Source organism: Indolivaga capnocytophagoides (assembly GCF_036511535.1).
In the GTDB taxonomy this organism is placed as follows: Bacteria; Bacteroidota; Bacteroidia; order Bacteroidales; family Dysgonomonadaceae; genus Dysgonomonas_A; species Dysgonomonas_A capnocytophagoides.
In genome coordinates this window covers 202,999-229,598 of the sequence record NZ_AP028867.1, presented here as the reverse complement: position 1 = coordinate 229,598, position 26,600 = coordinate 202,999, and the positions used below count along the sequence as shown (strand labels likewise).

Here is a 26,600-nt window from a genome sequence, read left to right as displayed (position 1 = left end):
CAACAAAGCTTTTAAATTTGTACCACAAACTTTAAGAAATGTACCAATCCATTGCTAAACTGCCATTATTCTTTCTTTTCCTGCTTATTCTTAATGTATGCGCTTGGTGATACACCCCAATATGAGTTAAAGCTGCTACTAAAATAGGACAAGGAGTTATAACCTACTCCGTATGCAATTTCAGAAATGGACAAAGTACTATTTTCCAACAAGTAAGCAGCCTGCTTCATTCGTACAGATCTAATCAATTCGACTGGACTCTGACCTATAAGAGTTTTCATCTTGCGATGCAGATTTGTACGGCTCATATTCAGATCCCGAGCCATTTCCTCAACTGACAGATCTGTTTTTGATATATTATCCCGTATATAACTGATACTATTTTGCAACAATACTTCATCGGCATTAGTAACATCAAGCTCATGCGGTTCGAGATTTATCATCCTTATAAACCGTTCCTGCATTTTTTTCCTAATATCCAATAATTTCTTTACTCGTATCTTCAAATAATCCAAACGAAAAGGCTTTACGATATAACTATCCGCTCCGGTTTCCAGACCTTCGAGTTTTTGTTCAATCTCCCCATTTGCAGTAAGCAAGATAACCGGAACATGACATGTATCGATATTCTCCTTCACAATACGAGTAAACTCAATACCATCCATCTCAGGCATCATAACATCCGTTATAATTAGATCGGGATGTATCGCCCTGAGCTTCGCCAATGCTTCTCGTCCATTGGTTACATCTTCTATCTGATATTGATCTTGTAATTCGTGACGGATATACATACGCATATCCACCTCATCTTCCACTAATAAAATCAGAGGTTTACTCTTTGTGTCTAACGACTCTTCTTTCAGCATATCCTCATCTGCTATATTTTCGGATTTCACCTGTTCCCGCTCTATATCAGAGGGAGTCCATTCAATCGGGTTACATTCATCCGGATTGAAATGATCATGTCCGGCAAGAATTCGAATCATAAAACAGCTGCCTTTTCCGAGTTCACTATCAACAGATACAGATCCATGATGCAATTCTACGATTGTCTTAACCAGATGCAGACCGATTCCGGTTCCCTCTCCTTTAGAATATTCTCCTTGATAAAAACGATCAAATAAATAGGGCTGTTCTGTTTTATCGATTCCGCTACCATTATCAGTAATTGATAAAATGACATTGTTATCAGGCTTCTTATAAATAGATATATGTATCTTACCACTATCTTCAGTGTACTTTATCCCGTTCGATAACAGATTATATAGACATTTCTCAAGTAAATCCGGATCATACCACACCTCTATATCCTTACTATTGTAGTCAAGAGAAAGTGAAATATTTTTACGATGAACCACATCTGAAAAAATCCCTATAAAATCCTGAACAAATCCAATCAGATTTATAGGACGCACCTTTATTTCTATCTTATTGTTTTCAGCTTTCCTCAAGTCTAATATCTGATTAATTAACCTTAACAGGCGATTTGCATTACGCAGCATCATTTTCAATATATGTGCACGTTCTTTATCTGTTTCGGACTGATGTATCTCTTGTAAAGGCGCAATAATAAGAGTCAATGGAGTTCGAAACTCATGACTGATATTCGTAAAAAACTGCATCTTGTTGCGCGACAATTCTTCTTGCTCTTTAGCCCTCAACCGTTCCATTTCGAGTTCATTTTTGTCTTTCATTCGCACATAACTAATCCACATAATACCACCTAAAGCCAATAATCCCAACATTACATAACCAGCTTTTGCCCACCATGTCAACCAAAAAGGAGGTAAAACTTCAATCAATAATGTCGTTACATTCTTGTCTTTCTGGTTAGAAATATTACTGGCATAAACATGAAAAATATATTTACCCGGGGATAAATTGGCATAAGAGACACTCTGTTGCGTATGAGGATATGCAACCCATTGCTTGTCAACCCCTTCCATAAAGCACATATAATAAACTGAAGACGGGTATTTGATATCAGGAGACGCAAAACGTAAAGTGAAACTATTTTCGGAATATCGGAGAGTAATAGCTTCTGTATACTCCAAAGCATTCTGTAATATAATATGTTTTTTATAAGGTTTTCCTACAAATATTGGTTCATTAAATATTTCAAGATTAGTAATGTACACATTCGGAGCATATCCTTTTCCTAAATTCAATTTATCAGGGTGAAACGCATAACAACCGTCTCCCGCACCAAAAAAAATTTCTCTATCGGGACTAATATAATAAGATGAGCGAATAAAATTTGTACCACCCAAATCATTATTGCTCAAGAAATACTGTATTTCCTGTAACTTCGGGGCATAACAAATAATACCTTCATTTGTACTTAGCCAAAGTTGATCCTTGTATGGTACAATACTATTTATCACAAGATCGCGAAAACGTTCGGATAAACTATAACTCTGAAAACTATCGGTCTGCGGATTATATCTATACAATCCTGAAGTTGTACCTAGCCAGATTGTACCATCTTTATCTTGATTTATACTATAAATAGTAAGATTATCAACAGATGTTCCATTTCCATAACCTCTAAATTTTCCCGAAGCAATATCCAGCCGACAAATACCGGCATGAGTACCCACCCACAATGTACGGTCGTTCTGAAGAAACAAACATGTTACATTATCTAATACAAGTCCTTCATTATCGGCCGCTGAATAGTTCGTGAAAGTTTCAGTCTCCCTGTCAAAATAGCTGATACCTCCGCCATCGGTACCAAGCCACAAGTTATGCTTATCATCTTCGACAATACACTTCACATAATTATCAGAAACCGAATTTTTACCGTCGATATGCTGATACGACACAAATTTGCCGGATGTATTATCAAAACGGCATAATCCACCGATGTAAGTTCCAGCCCAAATAATCCCTTTACTGTCTTTAAATACTGAAACAACAGCATCATCCGGTAAAGACTTACTATCAGATGCATCATGCCGGTAATGTGTATATTTGCCGGTAAAAAGGTTAAGCATATTTAATCCTCCCCCATCCGTCGCAAACCAGATGTTACCTTTATTATCTTTAGTAATACCGGCAATTTGACCATAGCTTAACGAATTTGAATTGTCGAAACTACGTTTATAATTGACAAAACCGTCGGGTTCCTTTGGCAGGTAACAAATCCCGTCGTTATACATCCCAACCCAAAGATTTCCATAAAAATCTTCGAGTATACAGTGCATCTTACTACTATTAATATCACTCATGAGAGATGAAATAGCCGGATGTTTTAAAACTTTGTTATCTGATGGATCAATATAATATAACCCTTTACCTTCTGTTCCTATTACAACTGTCCCATCTTTCATTTGCTCCACAGCAAAGGTGGTCACTTCTAAATTTGTCTTTGTGAAAGAATAATCTTTCGGATTAAGTATATATAAGCCCATTCCTAATGTAGCTAAAGCAATATTTCCATTCTTCAATTCGCAGACCCTTAATATAGAATTGGTAGGTAAACTCTTATTTGCGGTATTAAGATACCTAAACGAATCTTGTTTAGGATTGTAAATAGTTATACCCTGATCGAAAGAGGTAAACCAAATATTCCCATCTCTATCTTCCATAATATCCCTAACAGATTTACTTGAAATCTTTCCCCCATCGGATAACGATTTATACAAGATACTATTCTGATTTATAAGCGAATATTTCAGAACACCCAGATTATAGATGCTGAACCAGACATTTTTTTTTGAATCTTCTACAATCCGGAGAAACGAGTTTTTGATCATCATTTCTTTGGATTGTCCCAAAGTTACCTGTGTAAAATGATCTTTCTGCCGATTGTAGCACTGTAATCCCATCATCGTACCAACCCAAAGATTACCTTCTGAATCCGAGAAAACCGACTTTACATTATTATTAGATAGAGAAAATATATCCCCGTCAATTCGCTTATATCTCGAAAAATGATACCCATCGTATTTATTCAACCCATCTTCCGTTCCAATCCAGATGATGCCTTTATGATCCTGCACAATAGAATTTACCTTTGTACTGGCCAGACCTTGTTGTGTGCCTATCTTTTTAGGATACTGATATTGTGGAATTTTTGTATAAATAAAATCAGAAAACACAAATAATAAGACTACTATACATAGTATTTTTTTCTTCATGACCACGGTTATCAATGATGTTCTTCAATTTTAAGGAAAACGACTTATCAAAAGTATATAATTATAGTCTTGTATGAAATAATAACAATCAACAATGCCGTAAGTTACTCAAAATATCAAATACATTTATGAAGACAAGAACAATATATATAGTTTGAACTCATTGGTATTATCTTCCGCCTTTCTACTTTTTTAATACCGAGTACTATCTACTACCCAACATGAAAATCTTAATTCTATCTTAATTCAGTAATACCCTTATAATGTTGTCGGTAATCTCAGAATCTATATACTTCAATTCGGAGGATAATTCATATTATTTATTAATATTTTATATATATTTGAAAAACACAAACTTTACAACCAATGAGATTAAAAAAAAATCGTAAAGACGTATGTATTATTGCGTTTCTTCTCGGATTAATAATTATTGTGATGATTGCTTTATTTATGGATTAAGAATCATTCAAACATAAGAACAATTCGGATCTGATTTGTTAAGAGTATAGCCAGAATCCTAAAAGAGTAGATCAGTTCGTTAATTAAAAATAAAACCTTTTCTATTACGTGAAAAAACGAATAATTTTGAAATAGAATATCTATATCAATATCTAATGGGGTTCAAAGTTTTAATTATAGAGGATGATAGTACGTTTGGCATAATTCTTAAAAAATGGTTTAGTAAGAATGGGTTCGATGTGCTAGTCTGTCCGACTGTATATGAAGCGAAAAAAGAGCTTTCGTCAGCTGATTTTAAACTGATTATTACAGATTTAAAACTTCCTGATGGAGATGGTATAATGTTGCTGACCTGGATAAAAGAAAAGGGAATTAATGCTCCAGTGATTATCATTACAGGATACGGGGACGTTCAGAGTGCTGTGGCTTCAATAAAACTGGGAGCCTATGATTATATCGAAAAGCCCCTGAATCCCGAGATATTTAAATCTAAGATAGACGATGCTTTAAAGCAAAAAGCTCCGACTTTACCTAAAAAAGACTTTACCACAACAAATATAGTATACGGAACAAGTGAACGGTCTAAGCAAATGTATGACCATATAAAACTGGTTGCACCAACACATCTTTCGGTATTGATAAGAGGCGAAAGTGGAACAGGTAAGGAATCTGCTGCAAAATTGATCCACGATCACAGCCGAAGAAAGAATGCTCCGTTTATAGCTGTCGATTGCGGTAGTTTATCAAAAGATTTGGCTCCAAGTGAATTATTCGGCCATCTAAAAGGGGCTTTCACATCTGCCATTGCTGATAAAAAAGGAGTTTTTGAGCAAGCAGAAGGAGGTACTGTTTTTTTAGATGAGGTTGGAAACTTATCTTACGATGTGCAAGTACAATTATTACGGGCAATACAAGAGCTGAAAGTTCGCCCTGTTGGATCGGCTACAGATATAAAAGTCGATGTGAGAATGATTGTTGCTACTAATGAAAATTTAGAGGCTGCGATTCTGGATGGACGTTTTCGTGAAGATTTGTATCATCGGTTAAATGAATTTACTCTTCAAATACCCCCTTTACGGGAACGAAGTGATGATATCTTACTTTTTGTAAATAGTTTTCTGGCCGATGCCAATAAAGAATTAGAACGAAATGTGGAACGCTTCTCACCTGAAAGTATATCTATTCTGAAAGAGTATCATTGGCCGGGAAACTTACGTGAATTGAAGAATGTTATACGCCGGACAGTTCTCTTCACGAAAGGGACGGAAATTACACCTGATCTTTTGCCCGATTTTATGCGGGTTCCATTACAAATGGAAAAGGTATCATTAGACATTCCGGATGAACGGGAGCAAATAGAAAAAGCACTGAAAATAACTAAAGGTAATAAAAGCAAAGCTGCCATTTTGCTAAATATAGATCGTAAAACACTTTATAATAAGATGCACCAATATGGGATGAAGATCTAATTGGTTTTCAAATACATTTTTACCTGAGATATTATTTGTTCTGCGTATTCTATCACTTCCAGAACATCGTCTTCCCAATGAGCATATGACTTTATCCTCTGAAACCGTATTGAATCTATCTTCGTTAAAATATCAATTTTATCAGTTGCTCCGATTTGCTTAAACATCGTCAACATTTTATGTCCTGCAAACTGAGCCATTTCAAAGTTACCGTTAAAAACTGCGTTTCTAAGCTTTTCTATATTTTCGGTTGTAGAATCAATAAAGGATATCAAAACTTCATGCAGCGCATTCTTATCATCACTCAGCAAACTGTATAAGTTATCATAATTGAGGGGCAAGTTGTCTTTTCCTCCAAATAGATGTTTTAAATCATCTATTGATACCGGTTTTTTCAGATAGGAACTGAATCCTATTCTTTTTAGTTCTTGTTCCGAAATATCTTCTCGCGCTGTAATTATGGTCACCGGAATATCGGTTCCGCTTTGTAGAATATCCCGCAGAACATCTATACCCGTAAACTGTACCATTTCCATATCAGTAATCACGTTGTCATATTTATTAATGAATGGTATTATCGCCTCAAAATCTTTAATATTATTACAGCTGTCGGTTGTGTGTCCTAATTTGGACAACATATTACAGATAATCGTCAGATAAGGAATATCATCATCTATCACAAGTATATTAATAGGCTGGAACTCCTTTTTGATCAGGGATTCTTGTGCCGGGATTATTATTTCTGTGCTGGTTCCTTTTCCCTGCTGGGAAGTAACTTTAATATTTCCTTCCAATAGATCAACTAAACCTTTTACTACAAATAATCCCAGACCTGACCCTTCGGATAAGTGAGAGTTTTCATCAACTCTACTGAATGCTTTAAATATATTATCGGATTGGTCTTTAGTAAATCCTACGCCTGAATCCTGAATATTGCAGTATAATTTATTATTTGAATATTTAACTTCGAAACGAATTGATCCCTCAATAGTGTATTTTACTGAATTAGATAGAATATTTATTAGTATTTGCTTGATCTTTAGGGGATCGGAGTTTATTTCTAATGCCCTGTTTATATCGAAAGAATACAGTAATGCAAGATTCTTCTTTCGGGTAAGAGGTATGAACATTTCAACCGTTTCATTGCATAAGTCATACAGGTTAAAACTTCTGCTGGATATATTTGACTTACCTTGTTCTATACTCGAGAACTCCAGTAGATTATTAAGCAGACTAAGTATATGTTTTCCAGAGTCCTTTATTATACGTATCTCCTGTGATTGCAGTTCTTTTTCGGTCTCTTTAAGTTCGAGAACTCCAAGGATCGAATTAAGCGGGGTTTTTATATCATGAGAGACGGACAGTAATAATTTATGGCGGCTCTCCATAAGCTGCTTAATCTTTGTATTTGCCTGCTCGATATTCTTTCGGAGTTTGTAACCTTTATTGACATCACTTATAATGAGTAGAATAAAGATGAATATTAAGATTAGAGAAACAATACTGCTTACAATCGAGTAGGTATTATTCTGCCTGATTAGTTGCTCGCTTTGCTGTATTTCATCAAGTCTTTTCTGCACAGTCTGACTATATAATTCGATAAGTAAGGTTGTAATCTCCGATGATATAGCCTGATCTGAAACAACCAAACTATTCAGATTCTTTTCAATAGATATTATTCTCTGAACGTAATCTTCTTTTGCTTTTTCTGCGATTTCGCTGACTTCTGATACCATTTGAAGCGTATCGCTTTTGGGTATTGTCAGTGTATCTAATTTAGAGGTCGCAATTGTAGTGATCGTATCAGCTTCTTTTCCGGACGAAAACAATCCTGATAATTTTTTCCAGAATCCTTTTTTCTGGGCAGGATATATTATTGTATCCTGCATTGTTGATGTAACCAGTACAGTGTCTCTCTTAATAACAGGATCTACATTTTCTAAAAAATCATTAATGGATTCTATCGGATTCTTATTACCGAATTGTTTGTTCAGATTCGCTACAACCTTACCTTTTTTTATTAAAAGAGCATTGATTTGTTGCAATTTTTCATTTTGTGAAGGGTTTATATTTTGTAAAGAATCAATAAGTTGCTCCACTATAAGTATATTCTCTTTGAATCGATTATAATGTTTTGTTCTCTTTGTTGATATGTATAAGTTTACTTCAGACTGAGAAGTGTTTACTACCCTTATTAGCTTATTAGTATATGAAAGTTCCCTGTGGTACTGTTCTATGTTTTTTTTCTGATCATCTATATCATCTCTTAATCTATAGATGTAGATAATCATTCCTCCACAAATAATAGCGACTATTATATAGATTAATATGGCTTTTACCCGTATGTTTTTTTCGAGAGTTTCCGACATTATTATTAGTATTTCTTTTTTGAGTCGTATGATATAAGACAAACAAAGAAAACATTCATTTGGTTTTCTACAGTCACGACTGTGGAAAAATTCCACAACTCTACAACTGCAGAATAATAGACAATTGACATAAACAGTTTATTATAAAGCAATTGACAAACAACCATTATTTACATTTTCTTTTGGTATGACTATTGTGTATTCTTTTATGTGACAGAGTTTGTATACCATATTTTAGTTTGTAATAATTTAAAATTTAGAAACGATGAAAACAGTAAAAACAATGATGTTGGCCATTGCGATAGTTTGTGGAACATCAGCTTTTGGAAGTGTAAATAGTGTGTTAGGTGAGAATAATGCTGTTGTTGCTATTGGTCAGGCTACAGATGACGGATACACAGATGTGAAATTTGCAGATCTAAATGAAAAGGTGCAAACCACTATTAGGGGATATGTGGAGTCTTCTGACGTTACTGCTCTTGCATATAATGCAGAGAAGAAGTTAACGAAAGTGACTTTATCGTCAAAATCTGATCAAAGTACTAAGGTTGTTATCCTTGATGATGAAGGTAAGGAGTATGTAGAATCCTCTGCCGAATAAATAAATCTTTCATACATCAGACAACTTTAGAGGAGATAAGGAAATGCTGTGAAGTATTTCCTTATCTTTTTGTAGAGATAGCTTGAATCCGGCTATCTATCAGAACCTTTTTTATAAACTAATTGTTCAAGGTGTAAGTATTAATATTAGATCATTGAAATAGGAATAGCTCATATTAGCTACCTTTACCTTTGAATTTTAAAATCTTCATATATAAATTGAAATAATGAAAATTTTTAAATATTTCTGGATACTGCTTTTCTTCTATTTTATTTTTGTTCATCCAGCTATAATTTATTATGGTACAGATTTTCGCAATGTCAATTTAAGCAGAGTTGATCCGAAAGAATCATTCGTGTATCTGGCTCTAAGCGTTGCTCTGTGGTCTTTCATTTTTGGTTTTAGTTTTTATTTACTTATGAAATATTCTTTCATTAAACAAAAAAACATAAGTCAAATTATAAGAAACGGAGTGAGGCTGCCTGCCCGAATTATTGAAGTAAGACCTCTAAAATCGTTTAATAAAAAAATAGAGTTGAAGACAATCTCACTTGAATTTGATAATCTGGAGGGCGAAAGAGTCTGGCAAAAAATAGATATAAACGACTCCAGACCTCAAGAAAAGCGCTTTGAGATGGGAAAAACTCTGTATTTAAGAGTCGATGAAAATTTAAAAAGGTCACCGTTCTTTGTCCTCGAAGATATCCGAACAAAAATTAACCTTATCCCATATATTGTCTGGATTGTTTTTCTTTCAGGTGTATTGTATTACTACGATTACTCTTATGATCTCGAAAATGCAGGTTACGGATGGCGTTTTCTTTCGTTTTCGCATCCTTTAATTAGCTCAGCAGGCTTTCTTATTTTCTTTTCAGGTATATTTTATCTGATATTCAGATTCTTGATTTTCAAAAAACTGAATATAGGAAAAGAATCTATCATTTTAAAATTCAGAGGTTTGAAAGCTTATGCAAAGATAATTCGGGCAGAACAGACCGGAACATATATAAATGAACAGCCTGAAATACAATTTAATATCGAATTTACAGATCATACAGGTAATATGCGTCGCACAAAGATTCGAAAAATAGTCTCTCTTGTAGACGTCGGCTCTGTTAAGCTTGAAACAGAAAAGGAAATATTTTATGATAAGAAAAACCCCGATTCTATTATGTTCGAAGAAGATATAAATTCTATTTAATATATAATGAAACAAAATACAATAACCTACACTTTATTGCTCGCTGCATCTATCGGCTTACTTTCGTGCCATAAACTTACGAGATCTATTCATGATACGTTGGATGGAAATTCAAAAGAAATAGCAGATAATAATAGTATTTCTCAAGTATCCGAAATATCCAGAAAGAATAAAGACCTGGACTTTATGGCTGACCGAGAATCACTCCAAGAAGCTGAAAATTTATTAAGAAACAGGCCTGAGCTAAAAGGAAAAGAGATAAGGATATATCAGACTATTCACTTTTATACTGATTATCGTATCTCATTGAAGATTCAGAATCCGGATAATCCGAACTATGTTGACAGCTACTCTTATGATGATGGAATATGGAAAGATCCTGAGCCTGTTGTATTATCCAAATCCGATGACGTAACAGGTAATATTGTAAATCTGAGCCAAATCCCTTTTGTTAATGCAAATAATACATATAAGGCAATGGTTACCAAGATGCAGGAGATAGGTAGCAAATCAACCAACCGGACTGTTTATGCAACTACTTATCGGAATAAAGTTACCTGGTATCCGAGAAGTTTATCGAATGAGCGTTCACGCTATTCTATCGAATTTAATGAAGACGGTACTTTACGATCTTTCGAACAAGACTGATACAAATTAGATTATTTAATTCCAATTACTGATTCTTTACTCAAAAAAGATGGTTATTGATATTTCTTATTGCTTTTTCATTACATTTGACCGATTTTAGTAATAAAAAAACATTCTAATATGAAAAAAAAGAAAATATTCATCTTTCTCGCTTCTTTGTTTTGTTTGATGACTGTTTCTGCACAAAGTGTTATCGGTAAATGGAAAACATTTGATGATAAAACTGGTGATGCCAAATCAGTCGTTGAAATTTACGAAAAAGACAGCAAAGTATATGGTAAAATAATAGAGATACTTAATCCTGAGAAAAAGAATGACAAATGCACCAAATGTTCTGGTCTGGATAAAGATAAACCTCTAAAGGGATTGACTATCATAAAAGGCTTAAAGAAAAATGGTAAAGAGTATTCTGATGGAGAAATACTTGATCCGTCTTCTGGTAAATTGTATAAATGTACTATTTCCCTTGAAAACAAGGATAAACTTAAAGTCCGGGGATATGTAGGTATCTCAGCTTTTGGACGATCGCAAACTTGGACCAGAATAGAATAAAAGAATCGGAAAGGGCTAAATGATACAGTTTAGCCCTTTTTCTTTAAATTATTGTATTTTTGTGCTTATAATAAAAAAATAGAATATAATTATGATGAAGCCCCGTCTTGGGATGACAGCCCGTACTGGAGAGAAATGTCCTAAAAGTGGTGTTTGGAAAGCTATGGGAACACCCGAAACTGTGACATTATCAGTCTCTAGAGGAAACAAAATGCCGATGCATGGAAACAAAAGTGTAAGTTGGAAATTGATTATAATGTTTTAAACTTAGTAGTGTATTTCGTTTTTCAGGGATTATGTTATTAATTGAGTTTATACAAAAAAAGAAAAGGTTGTCATCACGACAACCAATCTTCATTGTTAACCTTAAATCTAATACCATGAAAAACACAGTACAAATATATAACAAAAATATGTTTTACAACATACTTATAAGAAAAATCAATAAATAAAAGATGTAAACTATAATCTTATATCAATAAATAAGATATTACTTTCTAAGGTAGACTGATCCTAAAATGGCATCTTTCTGGAAAGCTTCAAAAGCATATTCGGTCAACCTTTTATATTAATAGAACACGATTTATTTATAATCATCTGGTCCTATCGTCATTTTATTGATTATTTCTTTTTTGCTATCATAAAACACATAATTATATTCAATACCAAATTCTTCTATTTTATCGAATTCAGGAGATTGTTTCAAGCTTTTCACAAAAGTAGATTTCATAGAATCATCAATAAGTTCCCTATTTACGCCATCTTTTAATTGATACGTCATTTCGAGAGTCTTATTCCCTATAACTTTACAACTCTCCAAAGAAATTCCATTACCCATATCAAGCGGACATGTTGCATTTACCTGTTCCGCGGATAATTCTAAGTATTTTGTTACTGCTGCATCTTTACAACTAGTCGCAAACAATAGACTAATAGATAAAATCGCAATAATACTAAGTGTAGATTTAATTAGTTTTTTCATACTTCAATTTTTTAAATTTATATTTTTAGATTTTAAAAGTATAAACTATCCACTATGGTTTTATTTATTGAGACGAAACAAGCTCCTTTGTCGACAAACTACATCCTATTGTCGACTTTAAATCTGTAATAAAAAACTGATTCCTTAATATCATTGCTTTCCTCATACCTTTTCAGGCCTTAAGTACAGATAAGTATATGCACAGCCGACAAATACAGCACCACCAATAAAATTACCTAAAGTAGCCGGAATAAGATTTTGAATAAAAAAATCGGTCCATGCAATATCAGCACCGGCATATATCGCAGCAGGAATAAAAAACATATTTGCAATAGAATGCTCATATCCAAGAGTGACAAAAAGCATTACAGGAATCCATATCGCAATACATTTGCCTGTAATATCTTTTGCGGAATATCCCATGAACATACCCAGACACACCAGCCAATTTGCACCAATACCTTTTAGTAATATTTTTATAAAATCCTGATTGACTTTAGCTTCTGTATAATGAAATAAATAAGACTGCCAGGGCTCTTTATCCAGTAATCCTACTTCGAATGAAAGAAGAAACGCCACAATCTGCGTTCCTATAAAATTGAAGATATAAGACAACAACAAGTATTTGAAAAACACATGCAGTCTGATTTCTTTCCCTAGGTATTTATATGTAAACGCTGCGCAATTACTGGTAAATAGATCTGCACCTGTTATAGACACCATGATCAGACCAACAGGAAATAATGCTCCGGCAATAAATTTGACCAGTCCGGGATTACCCGCCCCTATCCCCGGGATACCACCGGCAACCATAATTGAAAGCATACCGCCGAAAGCAATAAACGCCCCTCCCAATATTGCAATAGTAATAAAACGAGGTAATGATAAGCCTCGCTTATATGCGGCAGATGAAGCAAAATTGTGAGTTATCTCTTTCGGACTATAATAATTAGCCATAATGCTGTACGTTAATATATTTTATATTGTATATATGTTGTTTCATTTTTCCCTGTTCAATTTTAGACACATAACAAGCGATAGTTATAAAAAATATAACTGTCTATTCATATAGTCTTTAGTGATACAGATACGATAGCCTGATACTTTATTCACCCGAAAGCTTCAAACTTGGCTATTTTGGCAGGTCTTCTGACTTATTCTATCTCTAAAATCCTTCCCATAAGAACAGTGGCATTAGTACTTTCAGAGATACTAATAGAATTCACAGCAGCGGGTCTGTCCGGGATTTTCACCCAATTCCCTTTTCACCATTATCTATGAACATAGAAAATGACACCAAAATGCGATGCAAATGTAATAACTTTTACGAAAGTTGCTCTACATTGGCTAATAATTTGTATAAACAGCTCTTCATTAAAGATATAATTCACTACTTACCGTGGATATATTGTTTTGGCTTTCACACACAAAAGAAACCAGCATACATCACTGTATAGCAACCAATTACTATATAAAAACCCACAAGCAAAGAGATATTTTTTGTTAAAAAATTATTTATTTTGGATAAAAGAAACATGAAATCGATAATAAATACACAAGCATACCAGTAAAAAATTATATTTGCATTTTTAATGACGGAGATTCTTCTTTTGTTAAAAGAGACATTAACTGATACAGCTGGTACTTAAATCAACACATAGAATTTTATTTTACTTAGTACCATAACAAATCTTACAGTATAAAATTAAAGATATGAATGCAACTATAAATTCAATTGGAATTTATCATCCTGAAAAAGAAATAAGAAACTCATTCTTTGAAAAATATATACAAACCTCCGACCAATGGATCAGAGAAAGAACCGGTATCGAAAAACGTTACTTCGCCACAGATGATGAATACACCAGCGACATGTGTGTAAAAGCAGCTCAAAATCTTTCTCTAAATTATAACAAAGACCTTACCGACATTGATTTTATTATTGTCGCAACCACAACTCCAGACCAACTAATACCCAGTGTAGCCAGTCAGGTGCAATCACGATTGAAAATAAAAAACGCAGGAACAATAGACATAGCCTCTGCTTGCGCAGGCTTTGTCAATGGTATAATCTTAGCAAAAGGGCTTATTGCTGCAAACACTCACAAAAAGGTATTGGTCATAGGTGCTGATATGTTGTCAAAGAAAATCGATATGGAAGACCGAACCACCTGTGTTCTTTTCGGTGATGGAGCCGGAGCAGTATTGGTCGAAGCGTCAGAAGACAACCATCTGTTCGAGACTATTACGGGAACCAACGGCGATTATGGCAAAGACTTATACTTATCAAATCAAAACGCTCCCATAAACGGAATAGAAATTATTGCAAATGATAAATTCCATCAAAATGGACGTATCGTCTATAAATGGGCAGTACAAACATTAACCGGCGGACTTAAAGAACTAAGTGTAAAGAATAATCTGACATTAGATCAAACAGACTATTATATTCCGCACAGTGCAAACTTCCGTATGCTCGAAGCTGTATTCAAAGAATTGAACGTTCCTATCGAAAAATGCCTTGATAGTGTAAGAAAATACGGAAACACTTCAGCAGGCTCCGTTCCTTTGGCTTGGTTTGAAGGTTTGAGAGAAGGAAAAGTTAAGAAGGGAGATAAACTGTCTCTTATTGGTTTTGGTGGTGGATTTACCTACGCAGGTATATATATTGAGAACAATATAGAACCGTTAAAATAAGGTAGAAGAAGCATATGCAACTTTACTATAAACGTCATAAGCTAAAAACTCCGGAGTATGTTACTTCGGAGTTTTTTTATAAAAGCTCAATGGACTTCCTTTTTTAATGATGTCTGTGAGGAGGCTGCACAATTATAGGCATACCAGCTTCTTCCTGATTCATTTCCACGAGTTTTCCATCTAAAAAATGGAAAAAATAGTATTCCGCCGGGACGGTTTTATCATTCTCCATACGTAATATTGTATAACGTATTATTTCAAGATTACCTTGATCTGTCTTAACCATCGAAACAACATCAAAATCATTTCCGACTTTACTTATAACTTCCTGCCTTGTCATATCCAGGTGTACCTGCTTTATGCCTGTTTGCAAAGAGCCACAAGAGATAAATAGAGTTAAAAGGAGTGCAGATAAAATAATACTTTTGAAGCTTTTACTTTTTATCATAATTAGTTTTATAGAAGTGTTACTTATAAGGTTCAGTCATTACATATATTGACTAGCAAAAATAGAACAAGTTTAATTTATATTCTACATAATAAATTGACATTTTCGGTTCAGTGTAAAGATACTTATCATTTCAGTGTAATAGTTTTTTACACCCCCTAAACCAGATCAAACCATAAAATTCTATTAATAAACAACTTACACCATTTGGCATAATTTTAGTTAAGTATATAGTAAAAGATAAATGTTGTATGAGAATTTTACTATCACTTTCCTTTTTCTGCTTAGCAACGATACTTTCGGCTCAGGACAAAGTTTGGAATCTGAATCAATGTATGCAATATGCAGTAGAGCATAGTACTAAAAGAGCAAAACAAAATGCTCAGAACAAAATATATAATCAGAATTATTCTGAGGCCATAGCCGGATTGCTGCCAAAGGTAAATGCAAATATCGGTACAACTTTCAGTTTCGGACGAGGTTTGGACTCAGAAACAAATACCTATGTAGACCGAAATTCTTTCAGTAACTCATATAATATATATGCTTCGGTTTTATTATTTGACGGTTTAACCCAGATATCAAAAATAAAAATGCAAAAGATAAACAGACTGATGGGTAAAGAACAGCTTCGACAGACCGAAGACATGCTGGCATTCGAAACAATGGAACTATTTTTGAATGTTTTGTATTATCAAGGAACAGTAAATCTGGCTCAACAACAACTTGAAGAAAGTCAGAGTTTTTTAAAGCAAGTAAACAGAATGGAAGAACTTGGATTAAAAGCCGCTCCGGATGTTCTCGAAATTAAAGCAAAAGCCGCTTCCGACAAATATAATGTGATAAAACAACAAAATCTTTTGGAAATAGAAACAATTAAACTAAAGGAAAAAATGAATTTTCCGATAGATTCAGTTTTAAGAATAGACACACTAACTAATATTGACTTTCTGCCTTTAACCGAGAGCGAAGACGCTTTGAGCATTTTTGGAAAGGCAATTAATTATTCTCCTAAAGTACAAGCCTCAGAAAAAGCTTTTGAAGCACAGAAAGCTCAGTACAAATCCTCTAAAGGCAGTCTGTTCCCTTCTCTATACTTCGAGACAGGCTACTCTACAAGTTTTTCGAGATGGATGGACGGTAGTGACTATACTCCATTCAGAGATCAGATAAGAGACCGTCGAGGACATTACTTTGCATTCACACTCAGTATCCCTATTTTCGATGGTTTATCAAGTATCAGTACAGTAAAAAGGAGTAAGCAGAATATGATCATCGCCCAATATGAATACGAAGAAACCAAGCGTACTGTGTACAGTGAAATAGAACAGGCTGTAGCTGATATGAACGGACAAGCCGAAGAATACCAGCAAGCCCGTCAACAAGAGGACGCAATGGAAGCAGCCCATAAAGTAAATCAGAGAAAATATACCGAAGGGCTTATTAGCGCATTGGAACTAAATACCAGTGCTAACAGGTACTTAAATTCAAGGGTAGAAAAATTAAACGCCGGATTGAAATACAATCTGAAATCACGCTTGGTGAAATATTACAAAGGGGAACCTTTTATTCAATAACAAAAGGTCTCAGACCCTTTTATTGTTTTGGCTAGTATAATAGTCTGAGCCTCTCATAACTTGAAATGCATCATTAAATATTTTCATTTACTTATATATCAATGGATAGAATAATAGAAAAGAAAAAAGGAATACAAAAAAAGCATATTCCTTATATAATAGGAGGGGCAGTTGCGCTGCTTGTTATCCTTTGGCTGATTTTCGGGAACCACGCTTCAAAAATGAATGTTGAAACTAAGAAAATCAGCATTCAGGAAATTATCAAAGGAGAGTTTAACGATTATGTCCGTGTTAACGGGCAGGTACAACCGATCAATACGATACAATTAAGTGCTGTAGAAGGTGGTATGGTCTCTGAAAAGCTGGTGGAAGAAGGCAGCAATGTACAACAAGGAGATATTATCGTAAGGCTGACAAATCCGATGTTAAATCTCAACATTCTGGATAGTGAAGCCCAATTAGCCGAAAAACAAAATTTTCTTAGAAACACTCAGGTTTCTATGGAACAAGAACGTTTGAGTTTGAAGAAAGAAAAATTGCAGCTGGATCTTGATGTAGAGCGTAAAAAAAGGAAATACCTACAATACAAACAATTATATGCAGAAAATCTGACGTCTAAAGAAGAATATTTACAAGCTAAAGAAGATTATGAATATGCTGTTGACGGCCGTAAACTTGTTGTCGAACGCCAGAAACAGGATTCTATATACAGAGGTATACAAGTAAAGCAAATGGAAGAAAGCCTGCATAATATGCGTCAGAATCTTATATTGGTACGTCAAAGGGTCGATAACCTGAATATCAAGGCTCCAACAAACGGGCAGTTAGGCTTACTGGATGTGGAGATAGGACAGTCTGTTGCATCAGGTGGCAGAGTCGGACAAATAAGTGTTTTGTCTGATTACAAAATAGAAGCATCCATCGACGAACATTATATAGACAGAGTGAAGGCTGGATTAGAAGCGTCATTCGAACGCCAAGATAAGGATTTTGCACTGAGAGTTCGTAAAGTTTATCCCGAAGTGAGAGACAAACAGTTCAAAACAGATTTCGTTTTTGTCGGAGAACGCCCCGATAATATCCGCACCGGACAAACTTATTATATCAATTTGCAATTAGGACAACCCGTCGAAGCTATTATGATTCCCAGAGGTGCTTTTTACCAAACTACAGGAGGGCAATGGATATTTGTTGTAACTCCCGACGGAAAAAAAGCAATACGAAGAAAAGTCTCAATCGGCCGTCAAAATCCAACATATTATGAAGTCATCAGCGGATTAGATCCGGGCGAAAAGGTGATTACCTCATCATATGATACTTACGGAGAAGTGGAAGAACTAATCTTAGAATAACCCAATAAAAACAAGAGGTTTTAAGCCCCTAAGTAAAAGAAAGTATTTAATAATATACTTTTAGTTTATAACAGTCTTTGGTTGTTTACTTACCAAAATAATAAAGAGGTCTGAGACCTTAATATACAATGAATATACTTAAAACATACAAAAAGAACAGATTGCTTGTGGGTATCAACCTTCTTGGGTTGGTTATAGGGCTATCTGTTTCTATAATGCTCATTCTATTTATTGTCAATGAAATTAGTTACGACCAACATTTTAAGAATAAGGAACGAATTGTACGTTTGTATACTGTCATAAACGATAAAGGCTCTGTAACAAACAGCCCTATTACATTGCGTAAAGCCTATACCGAGTTACCATCTAATACACCCGAAGTAGAAGCAGCTGTACAGATTTTTGATTCCCGCTGCAATGAACTGTTATACAATAATAACTCTTATAGTGATCTCAAACAATATTATGTAGACTCTGAATTCTTCAAAGTATTCGATGTAAGTTTTATCGAAGGCTCTGCTCAGGATCCGTTTAATTCTCCTAAAAGCGCGATTATTACGAAAAAACTTTCTGATATGATCTTTTCGGGAACAGCCGAAGCAATTGGTAAAACAATTAATATCGGAGAAACCGATTATATCGTTACGGGAGTTGTCAAAGAATTTCCTCAAAATACACATTTCAAGTTTGATGTATTGATGAATCTTAAAACAATGGATTATTTGGAATACTTGCAAGGGCTTGAATTTTATACTTATTATCTGATAAAAGAAAATATTCCATTTGAAAGAGCATCACAATCCATAGAAAAGCAATACACTAATATAACCATTCCCTGGAGTCAGCAATTTAATGTAAAAGCAACCGGAGGTGTTGAAAAAATTACCGATATATACATGCACTCCGATATATCTTCACCGGGTAAACAAAACAGCATAAAATTTATCCAGCTTATAGCAGGAATTATTGCATTTATTCTTATTCTGGCAGTATCAAATTTTATCAACCTGTTTACGATACAAGGTGAAATGAGAATGCAGGAGATTGCGATACGCAAAACAAACGGTGCATATATAACTGATATTATCCGGCTATTTTTCTCCGAAGTGATACAAATCGTGTCCATCGGTTTTATTCTGGGAATCATACTCAGCATTATACTTGTTCCTTATTTTTCAAATCTTATCGGTTATAACATCGATTTGAATCAACTATCCAACCCTGTATTCATCTGCTCGGTAATAATTCTCTATATATTTACGGTGATTCTTTCGGCAACTTATCCCGCATTTTATTTAAGTAAATTTTCACCATTGCAGATTTTCAGTGGCCAGATAAGTTTTTCAAAAAGAAAACTCACCCTTTGCATTATCATCTTCCAATCAGTTATAACAATTGTGCTGATGTCTGCCATATTTCTCATATACAAACAAACCAGCTACCTGAAAGAAATACCGCTATCTTATAATCCGGACAGAACCGTATGTATATCAACCACCAATAATATAGCAAAAAGCTATGAATCGGTAAAACAAGAGTTGCTAAAAAATACAGATATAGAACAAGTAAGTTCTGCTCAGCATATTATCGGTGGAGGATGGAGCGGGCAAGGAATCAGCACATACGAAAACAAGGATAAGCAAGAAATAATCAATGAATACAGAATAGCTCCGGGCATCTGTGAATTAATACAACTACAGCTTGAAGCCGGCAGTTTCTTTGACGAAAATACACCAGACAGCGTACGTGCTATAATTTTGAACGAATCTGCCATTAGAAAACTTGGTCTCGACAATTCTATTGTAGGTGATTATCTGAATTATAGCGATAGAAAATCGTTAGTTATCGGTATAGTCAAAGACTTTTATTACGGAAACACTTCTGAGAAAATAGACCCGCTAGCTCTCAAGCTGAATCGTTATCCAGAATATATTTATATCAAGCTTCGTAATAACAGAAATTCGCAGAGCTTAAAAACAATGAATTCGATATCGGAAACACTAAAAAAATTCGATCCTAATTTCTATATGAATACAAGCTGGCTAACCGATGTGTATACAAAGAAATTCGAAAAACTCGAAACTCAATTCAATCTGATATCTATCGGCTCACTGCTTTCTGTAATAATTGCGATACTGGGATTGACAGTAATACATCTTCATACAACTATAAGAAGAACACGGGAGATAGCTATCCGACGGATAAACGGTGCGACAACAGGAAATATATTCACTCTGTTATCCGGTAATATAATTATATGGATTGTAATAGCAGGCATTATCGCGGCTCCTATCTCGTTTTATTTTCTTAATTCATGGCTGAGTAATTTCACGAATAAAGTATCTGTTGATATTTTCATATTTATTATACCCGTTCTCATCCAATGCGTAATTGCTATTGCGGCAACCTCAGGTATCAGCCTCAATATTATATCCAAAAATCCGGTAGACTCACTGAAAAGATAAAAAACAAACTTATGAAAGCAATATTTAAAAATTTTATTTTTATTCTGAAAAAATTCAAGACATCCAGCTTTTTGAATATACTGGGGCTATCTGTTGCTATGGCTGTATTTATCATTTGTATGATACAGGTATTCTCGGACTTCACATACAATCATAATTTTAAGAATATAAACAATACTTATCTTTTCACTCAATATAGGACAATCTCACCTAATGATACCTATGCTCCCTGGATAAGTACTCCGAGAGCCAAAGAAATGTCCGAAAAATTTCCGGAAATAAGAAACTATTGTCTCTATATATCTAATGCCAATTCTAACTTCGATATTATACAAAAGAATGGCGAAAAAATGTCCATAGAAGCAAATCTTATAAAAACAACAAAAGGGTTCATCAATATATTCTCGCCTCAAATAATCACAGGAAATCCGGCAGAGGTTTTCACCGGAGAAAAAACAAGTAAAGCAATGCTGACCGAAAGTACAGCTAAAACTCTTTTCGGAGATGAATCCGCAATCGGTAAATCGTTCTTTTTCCACAATTCGACAGAACCAATTACGGTTACAGCTATATGCAAAGACTTTCCTAAAAACTGCTTTGTTCCGAACGGAGTTTTCGTTTTATTACCTGATGATATACCTGAAAACTCAAACTATTTTGGGTATTTCGATATTGCTCCTGAAAATGTTGAGAAACTCGAAAAAAGACTAAACAGTGCCGAGTTTTACGGAGAAAATACAATGAAGCAATTCAAAGCTGATCCGGAGAATGCCTCTTCTGCCAGTCTTATCCCTTTAAACAGGATACATCTGCATTTTCCGATGGTTGGCTCGGGGAATTTTAATTCAACGATCTCACTCTTAGCTATTGGGATAGCTATATTAATAATGGCTTATATAAACTACATAAACTTTTCGATAGCGATAGCTCCGGCGAGGATCAAATCACTCAATATTCAAAAGATACTCGGAGCCAAGAATAAGACTTTAAGAAGTGTAATTATTTTCGAGGCCGTTTTGTTTTCGTTGATCGCTTACAGTTTCGCTCTTTTATGCGTTGAACTATTCAAGGATACAACCATTGTAAAATCATTATTTACAGATATAAGTGTCTCTTACAATAAGGTACTGCTTGTATGTACAGGCATCATAATTCTTTTTTGCGGGATACTGTTCGGTCTATATCCGGCATATTATGTTACATCTTTTAGTCCGGCTATTGCAATCAAGAATTCTTTTGCAAGTTCAAAACGTAGTTTAAAGTTAAAGAATACGCTTATTTGCATACAGTTTATATCATCTGTAACATTAATAAGTATTGCGGCATTCATTTACATACAATACAATTATATCACAAATTATTCGTGGGGTATCCAAAAAGAAAACATTGTGTATATGCGGACTTATGGTTTGAAAACGGATATAGATACGTTCGGTAAAGAATTAATCCGTAATAAAGACATCTCTGATTACACTATAGCCGGGTTCTTGCCCGGAAGCGTGGGAATGGGATGGGATCGAGATTTTGAGGGCAAAATAATATCAGTAATGTCATGGCCTGTAGGACGCAATTTTCTTGAATTTTTCGGAGTACCGGTTGTACAAGGCCGTAATTTTACCGATACAGAAGAATCTGATATACCTTATATAATAGTCAATCAGGCATTCATGAATAAATACAGGTTTGAAGATATACTCGGCAAAAAGATATTTTGTTTCGATGGAGATGGCGAAATTATCGGAGTCGCAAAGAATGTCAATTTCGAATCACTGCATAACCCGATAAGACCTATGATCTTTGTCCGGCTGAACTCCGGATGGAATAATATCATCCTGCTAAAAATATCAGGTAATAATATCGATAATACCTTTAACTATATAAAACAATGCTGGAACAAATATAATGATGAAGTATTCGATTGTAAATTTCTTGATACCAGACTCGACAACCTGTATAAAAAAGAAAACAATCTGGCTCAGGTTATATTAATATGCAGCATCATAACTATAATGATCGCGATAATGGGTGTTTACGGGCTGATTGTATTTAACACGAAATACAGGTCTAAAGAAATAGCTATCAGAAAAGTAAACGGATCATCGGTATTTAGCATTGTCCTTTTACTAAACCGAAATATCTTCGGAATGCTTATCCTTGCTTTCTGCATAGCCACTCCCCTAGCCTACTATGTAGTACAGCAGTGGTTAGATAGCTTTGCTTATAAAACACCTGTTTATTGGTGGGTGTTTGCGACAAGCGGAATACTTGTATTCCTGACAACAATAGCAACGACATGCTGGCAAAGTATAAAAGCCGCAAGAAAAAATCCTATAAATTACCTGAAAAGCGAGTAACATCTCAGACATCAGTTCTGAAAGTCTAAATATGTATTTACAAACAATTAAAATAGATCAATTATGCTAAAGATTAATAACTTAAAAAAAGTCTTCCGTACAGAAGAAATCGAAACTGTAGCACTCAACGATGTGTCCATGCTCGTAACCGAAGGAGAATTTGTTGCTATCATGGGTCCTTCGGGATGCGGTAAATCGACACTTTTGAATATCCTCGGGCTATTAGATAATCCTACATCCGGAGAATATTATCTGGCTGATAAAGAAGTGGGACACCTGAAAGAAAAGGACCGTACGGAAACCCGAAAAGGCAATATCGGTTTTGTTTTCCAGAGTTTCAATCTAATAGAAGAGATGAATGTATACGAAAACGTTGAACTTCCTCTGATTTATATGAATGTTAAAGCATCGGAGCGTAAAGCGAGAGTAGAAGAAGCTCTCCGCAGAATGAATATAAGCCACCGTGCGAAGCATTTTCCCAATCAGTTATCAGGAGGTCAGCAACAACGTGTAGCCATAGCACGTGCAGTAGTTGCTAACCCTAAACTGATACTTGCCGATGAGCCGACAGGTAATCTGGATTCTAAAAACGGACAAGATGTAATGAATCTGCTCTCGGAACTAAATCAGGAAGGAACTACGATCATCATGGTGACTCACTCCCTACACGATTCGTCTTTTGCCCACAGGGTTATAAATTTATTTGACGGGCAAATTGTAACTGAGGTTGCCAACAAACTATAAGGTCTGAGACCTCATTATTACTTAGGTAAGTATAAGTACAACCCCAAATTACATCTTGATATTTGCCTCTATATAAAATCTTTTCATTAAAAAACCTGTGGTATGTTGAAGCAGTTTATCAGAAATTTTTCAAAACAGAAAACAGTCGGTATATTAAATATCTGCAGCCTTAGCCTGGGGATAATGGTATCTCTTATTATCGGGTTATGGACTGTACAAAATCTCCAGTTCGATAACTTCCATAAGAATGGAGACCGTATATACCGCTCTATCCTCGACATTAAGTTTAATGATGTGGATAGCCATCTGACTTCAACATTTAAACCTTTCGGAGAAGAAGCTATCGCCCAGTTACCAAATATCGAGGCTATGTGCAGGGTTGTTCACAACGAAGAATCCGAAATTTGGATCGGTAACCAGGTATCCACTATCGACAAAGTTTTAGTCGTAGATAATAACTTCTTCTCTTTTTTTACTTTTCCTCTTATCGAAGGTAATCCGGTAAATGTAATAGACACTCCCGATAAAGTAGTTATCAGTAAAACCACAGCTAATCTGCTTTTTCCGGGTAAAGATCCCATTGGGCAAACAATTAAATATGAGAATCAGGATTTCAAGGTATCGGGTATAATGAAAGATTTTCCACGAAATTCTCATATACAGGCTGACATTGTTTTCCCGATGTTCGGGCATCTGGCTGAAAATAAATGGGGATGGTCTGATGTATTCTGTACCTATTTTTTGCTTAGGGAAAACACCGATACTCTTCAATTAACTAAAGGTCTTACAACAATTATCCGCAACGGACTTGATTGGTTTAAACTAAACGAAGGGACAGTATCTCTGCAACCTCTTAAAGATATCCACTTGGGAGAAAAAGACAAATTCGAAAATGCTGTAACAGAAAGCAAATCTCTGATTATTGTATTTACCGCAACAGCATTTATAATTCTTATTCTTTCGTGCATAAATTTCGCGAACCTCTTTGTATCAACCTCTTTCATTAGAGCAAAGAGCATCGGAATCAAAAAGTCCCAAGGAGCAAATAAGGCTAAACTTATTAAAGAGTTTTACACTGAAACTGCAGGTTACGTATTCATCGCAATATTTATCGGTATCATGCTCGCCCATCTGGTGCTCCCTGTTTTCAATCAGTTTACAACATCAAGTGTTGAGATTGATTTCAGCTCACCTCAACTCTATTTATATATAGTTCTGCTTTTTATTTTCACCACACTTCTTGCCGGATCTTTTCCTGCAATATATATGACTAAATTCAATATAATAGAAACGTTGTCGGGCAAATTCAGAGGAAAGCGGATATCATTACTACAAAAAACACTGATTGTAATACAGTTTACAGCATCAATCATACTATTGATGAGTGTTACTTTTATTTATAAACAAATAGATTTTCTGATTAATCACGATTTAGGATTTAATATAGAGCATATTATAACAGTCAACAGCAGGGACGAGTTTGGAAAGAACTTCAACTCATTCAGAAGTGAAATGATGCAGGAAACGGCAATTACTGACATCACAATGAAGAATTCACTTCCTACAGACTGGGTACAGGGATGGACTTATTCTTTGCCAGAAAATCTCGAAAAACAATACAATGCAGAGGTATGCCGTATTGAGCCTAATTATTTCGATTTTTTCGGAATGAAAATAATTGAAGGAGAAAACCCTTTATATATGGGAGCAGCCGACAGTCTCAATATTTGTGTTGTAAACGAAACTGCTGTAAAAATATTCGGCTTGACAGATCCTGTCGGTAAAATAATTCTCCCGAATGGACTCTCTAAAAGCCCGATAACTATAGCCGGAGTTGTGAAAGATGCACAAACCCGTTCTTTTCACTCACCTATTGATGCTCAGGTATACATCAGATTAACAGCTAAATCTAATAGCGGAGGTAAAGTTCTATTTTTTAAAATAAAAGGAGATCCAGAAAAAGCTCTAAAGAAGATTGAACAAAAATGGAAGGCAACAGTACCGCTTGTTCCCTTCGAGTATCATTATCTGGATAATATTTACAGAAACCTTTATAAATCGGATCTCAATTCGGGCAAAGTTTTACTGTTTGCCATGATCATCACTATTATTATAACTGTAGCCGGATTATTTGCCATGGCGTATTACTCGACACAAAGAAGAATAAAAGAAATAGGACTGCGCAAAGTAAATGGAGCTACAACATTGGATCTAATGAAATTACTAAACCGTGATTTTATTGTCTGGGTAATAATAGCTTTCATTATTGCATTGCCGATATCTTATTTTTCTTTACAAGAATGGCTGGATGACTATATCGTAAAAACCGACTTAGACTGGTGGGTATTCGCATTAATCGGCATCCTGATTATACTAATAGCGTTAGTAACGGTAAGTTACCAAACATGGAAAGTCTCAACAACCAACCCTGTTAAAGCACTGAAAAACGATTAAGGTTCCAGGCCTATTTATTACTTGGCATGTATAATAAATCGAGCTTATTATAACTTGAAGATATATGATTAATACTTTCTGTCACT

General features: G+C 34.8%; 18 protein-coding genes and 1 riboswitch. Of the genes, 13 read left to right on the top strand and 5 right to left on the bottom strand.

The genetic code is table 11. The features are described 5' to 3' along the window. Positions 1-65: 65 nt before the first annotated feature. Positions 66-4,142 carry a hybrid sensor histidine kinase/response regulator transcription factor gene (locus tag AABJ51_RS01090; RefSeq protein WP_338374049.1) on the bottom strand — a complete coding sequence of 1,359 codons (4,077 nt, stop codon included), beginning with the start codon at positions 4,140-4,142 and terminating at the stop codon, positions 66-68. Positions 4,143-4,756: 614 nt separating this feature from the next. Here AABJ51_RS01090 and AABJ51_RS01085 point away from each other — a divergent pair. Then, positions 4,757-6,070 (top strand): sigma-54-dependent transcriptional regulator, encoded by a 1,314-nt coding sequence (locus tag AABJ51_RS01085; RefSeq protein ID WP_338374047.1) that lies wholly within the window; start codon positions 4,757-4,759, stop codon positions 6,068-6,070. Here the strand turns inward: AABJ51_RS01085 and AABJ51_RS01080 are convergent. Then, the gene (locus tag AABJ51_RS01080; protein WP_338374046.1) at positions 6,067-8,439 is read right to left on the bottom strand and encodes an ATP-binding response regulator; all 2,373 of its coding nucleotides are present in this window, start codon (positions 8,437-8,439) and stop codon (positions 6,067-6,069) included. The genes AABJ51_RS01085 and AABJ51_RS01080 overlap by 4 nt on opposite strands. Positions 8,440-8,704: 265 nt before the next feature. Between AABJ51_RS01080 and AABJ51_RS01075 the strand changes: the two genes are divergently transcribed. From AABJ51_RS01075 to AABJ51_RS01055, 5 genes are all read left to right on the top strand, one after another. Next, complete coding sequence (locus tag AABJ51_RS01075; protein ID WP_026627074.1) at positions 8,705-9,040, top strand: hypothetical protein; 336 nt, start codon at positions 8,705-8,707, stop codon at positions 9,038-9,040. Positions 9,041-9,266: 226 nt separating this feature from the next. Beyond that, positions 9,267-10,241: a hypothetical protein gene (locus tag AABJ51_RS01070; RefSeq protein WP_338374045.1), complete on the top strand. Its 975-nt coding sequence runs from the start codon at positions 9,267-9,269 to the stop codon at positions 10,239-10,241. 6 nt (positions 10,242-10,247) lie between these two features. Beyond that, the gene (locus AABJ51_RS01065; RefSeq protein WP_338374044.1) at positions 10,248-10,889 is read left to right on the top strand and encodes a hypothetical protein; all 642 of its coding nucleotides are present in this window, start codon (positions 10,248-10,250) and stop codon (positions 10,887-10,889) included. Between the two features lie 120 nt (positions 10,890-11,009). Then, on the top strand, positions 11,010-11,441 hold the full coding sequence (locus AABJ51_RS01060; RefSeq protein ID WP_338374043.1) for a DUF2147 domain-containing protein: 432 nt from the start codon (positions 11,010-11,012) through the stop codon (positions 11,439-11,441). A gap of 91 nt (positions 11,442-11,532) precedes the next feature. Next, a complete protein-coding gene (locus AABJ51_RS01055) occupies positions 11,533-11,706 on the top strand; it encodes a hypothetical protein (RefSeq protein ID WP_166786330.1) in 174 nt (57 codons plus the stop codon). 318 nt (positions 11,707-12,024) lie between these two features. On the opposite strand, the gene AABJ51_RS01050 is transcribed toward AABJ51_RS01055, so the two are convergent. Together AABJ51_RS01050 and AABJ51_RS01045 are read right to left on the bottom strand one after the other, a co-directional pair. After that, positions 12,025-12,423, bottom strand: a complete 399-nt coding sequence (locus AABJ51_RS01050) for a DUF8479 domain-containing protein (RefSeq protein WP_321577234.1) — start codon at positions 12,421-12,423, stop codon at positions 12,025-12,027. Positions 12,424-12,585: 162 nt separating this feature from the next. Then, the gene (locus tag AABJ51_RS01045) at positions 12,586-13,380 is read right to left on the bottom strand and encodes a formate/nitrite transporter family protein (protein WP_338374042.1); all 795 of its coding nucleotides are present in this window, start codon (positions 13,378-13,380) and stop codon (positions 12,586-12,588) included. A gap of 165 nt (positions 13,381-13,545) precedes the next feature. Then, positions 13,546-13,738: riboswitch (cobalamin riboswitch) on the bottom strand. Between the two features lie 398 nt (positions 13,739-14,136). Here AABJ51_RS01045 and AABJ51_RS01040 point away from each other — a divergent pair. Next, positions 14,137-15,120 (top strand): ketoacyl-ACP synthase III, encoded by a 984-nt coding sequence (locus AABJ51_RS01040; RefSeq protein ID WP_321577233.1) that lies wholly within the window; start codon positions 14,137-14,139, stop codon positions 15,118-15,120. A 103-nt stretch (positions 15,121-15,223) separates the two neighbouring features. Here AABJ51_RS01040 and AABJ51_RS01035 read toward each other — a convergent pair whose 3' ends face one another. After that, positions 15,224-15,568, bottom strand: a complete 345-nt coding sequence (locus AABJ51_RS01035) for a hypothetical protein (protein ID WP_026627068.1) — start codon at positions 15,566-15,568, stop codon at positions 15,224-15,226. Positions 15,569-15,819: 251 nt separating this feature from the next. On the opposite strand from AABJ51_RS01035, the gene AABJ51_RS01030 reads away from it, so the two are divergent. From AABJ51_RS01030 to AABJ51_RS01005, 6 genes are all read left to right on the top strand, one after another. Next, positions 15,820-17,145: a TolC family protein gene (locus AABJ51_RS01030; protein ID WP_338374041.1), complete on the top strand. Its 1,326-nt coding sequence runs from the start codon at positions 15,820-15,822 to the stop codon at positions 17,143-17,145. A 101-nt stretch (positions 17,146-17,246) separates the two neighbouring features. Continuing rightward, a complete protein-coding gene (locus AABJ51_RS01025) occupies positions 17,247-18,497 on the top strand; it encodes an efflux RND transporter periplasmic adaptor subunit (protein ID WP_338374039.1) in 1,251 nt (416 codons plus the stop codon). Between the two features lie 128 nt (positions 18,498-18,625). Then, complete coding sequence (locus tag AABJ51_RS01020; RefSeq protein WP_338374038.1) at positions 18,626-20,962, top strand: ABC transporter permease; 2,337 nt, start codon at positions 18,626-18,628, stop codon at positions 20,960-20,962. Between the two features lie 11 nt (positions 20,963-20,973). Continuing rightward, positions 20,974-23,316, top strand: coding sequence for an ABC transporter permease (locus tag AABJ51_RS01015; protein ID WP_338374037.1), 2,343 nt, complete (start codon positions 20,974-20,976; stop codon positions 23,314-23,316). 63 nt (positions 23,317-23,379) lie between these two features. Further along, on the top strand, positions 23,380-24,060 hold the full coding sequence (locus AABJ51_RS01010; RefSeq protein ID WP_338374036.1) for an ABC transporter ATP-binding protein: 681 nt from the start codon (positions 23,380-23,382) through the stop codon (positions 24,058-24,060). A 102-nt stretch (positions 24,061-24,162) separates the two neighbouring features. Beyond that, a complete protein-coding gene (locus AABJ51_RS01005; protein ID WP_338374035.1) occupies positions 24,163-26,514 on the top strand; it encodes an ABC transporter permease in 2,352 nt (783 codons plus the stop codon). Positions 26,515-26,600 lie beyond the last annotated feature (86 nt).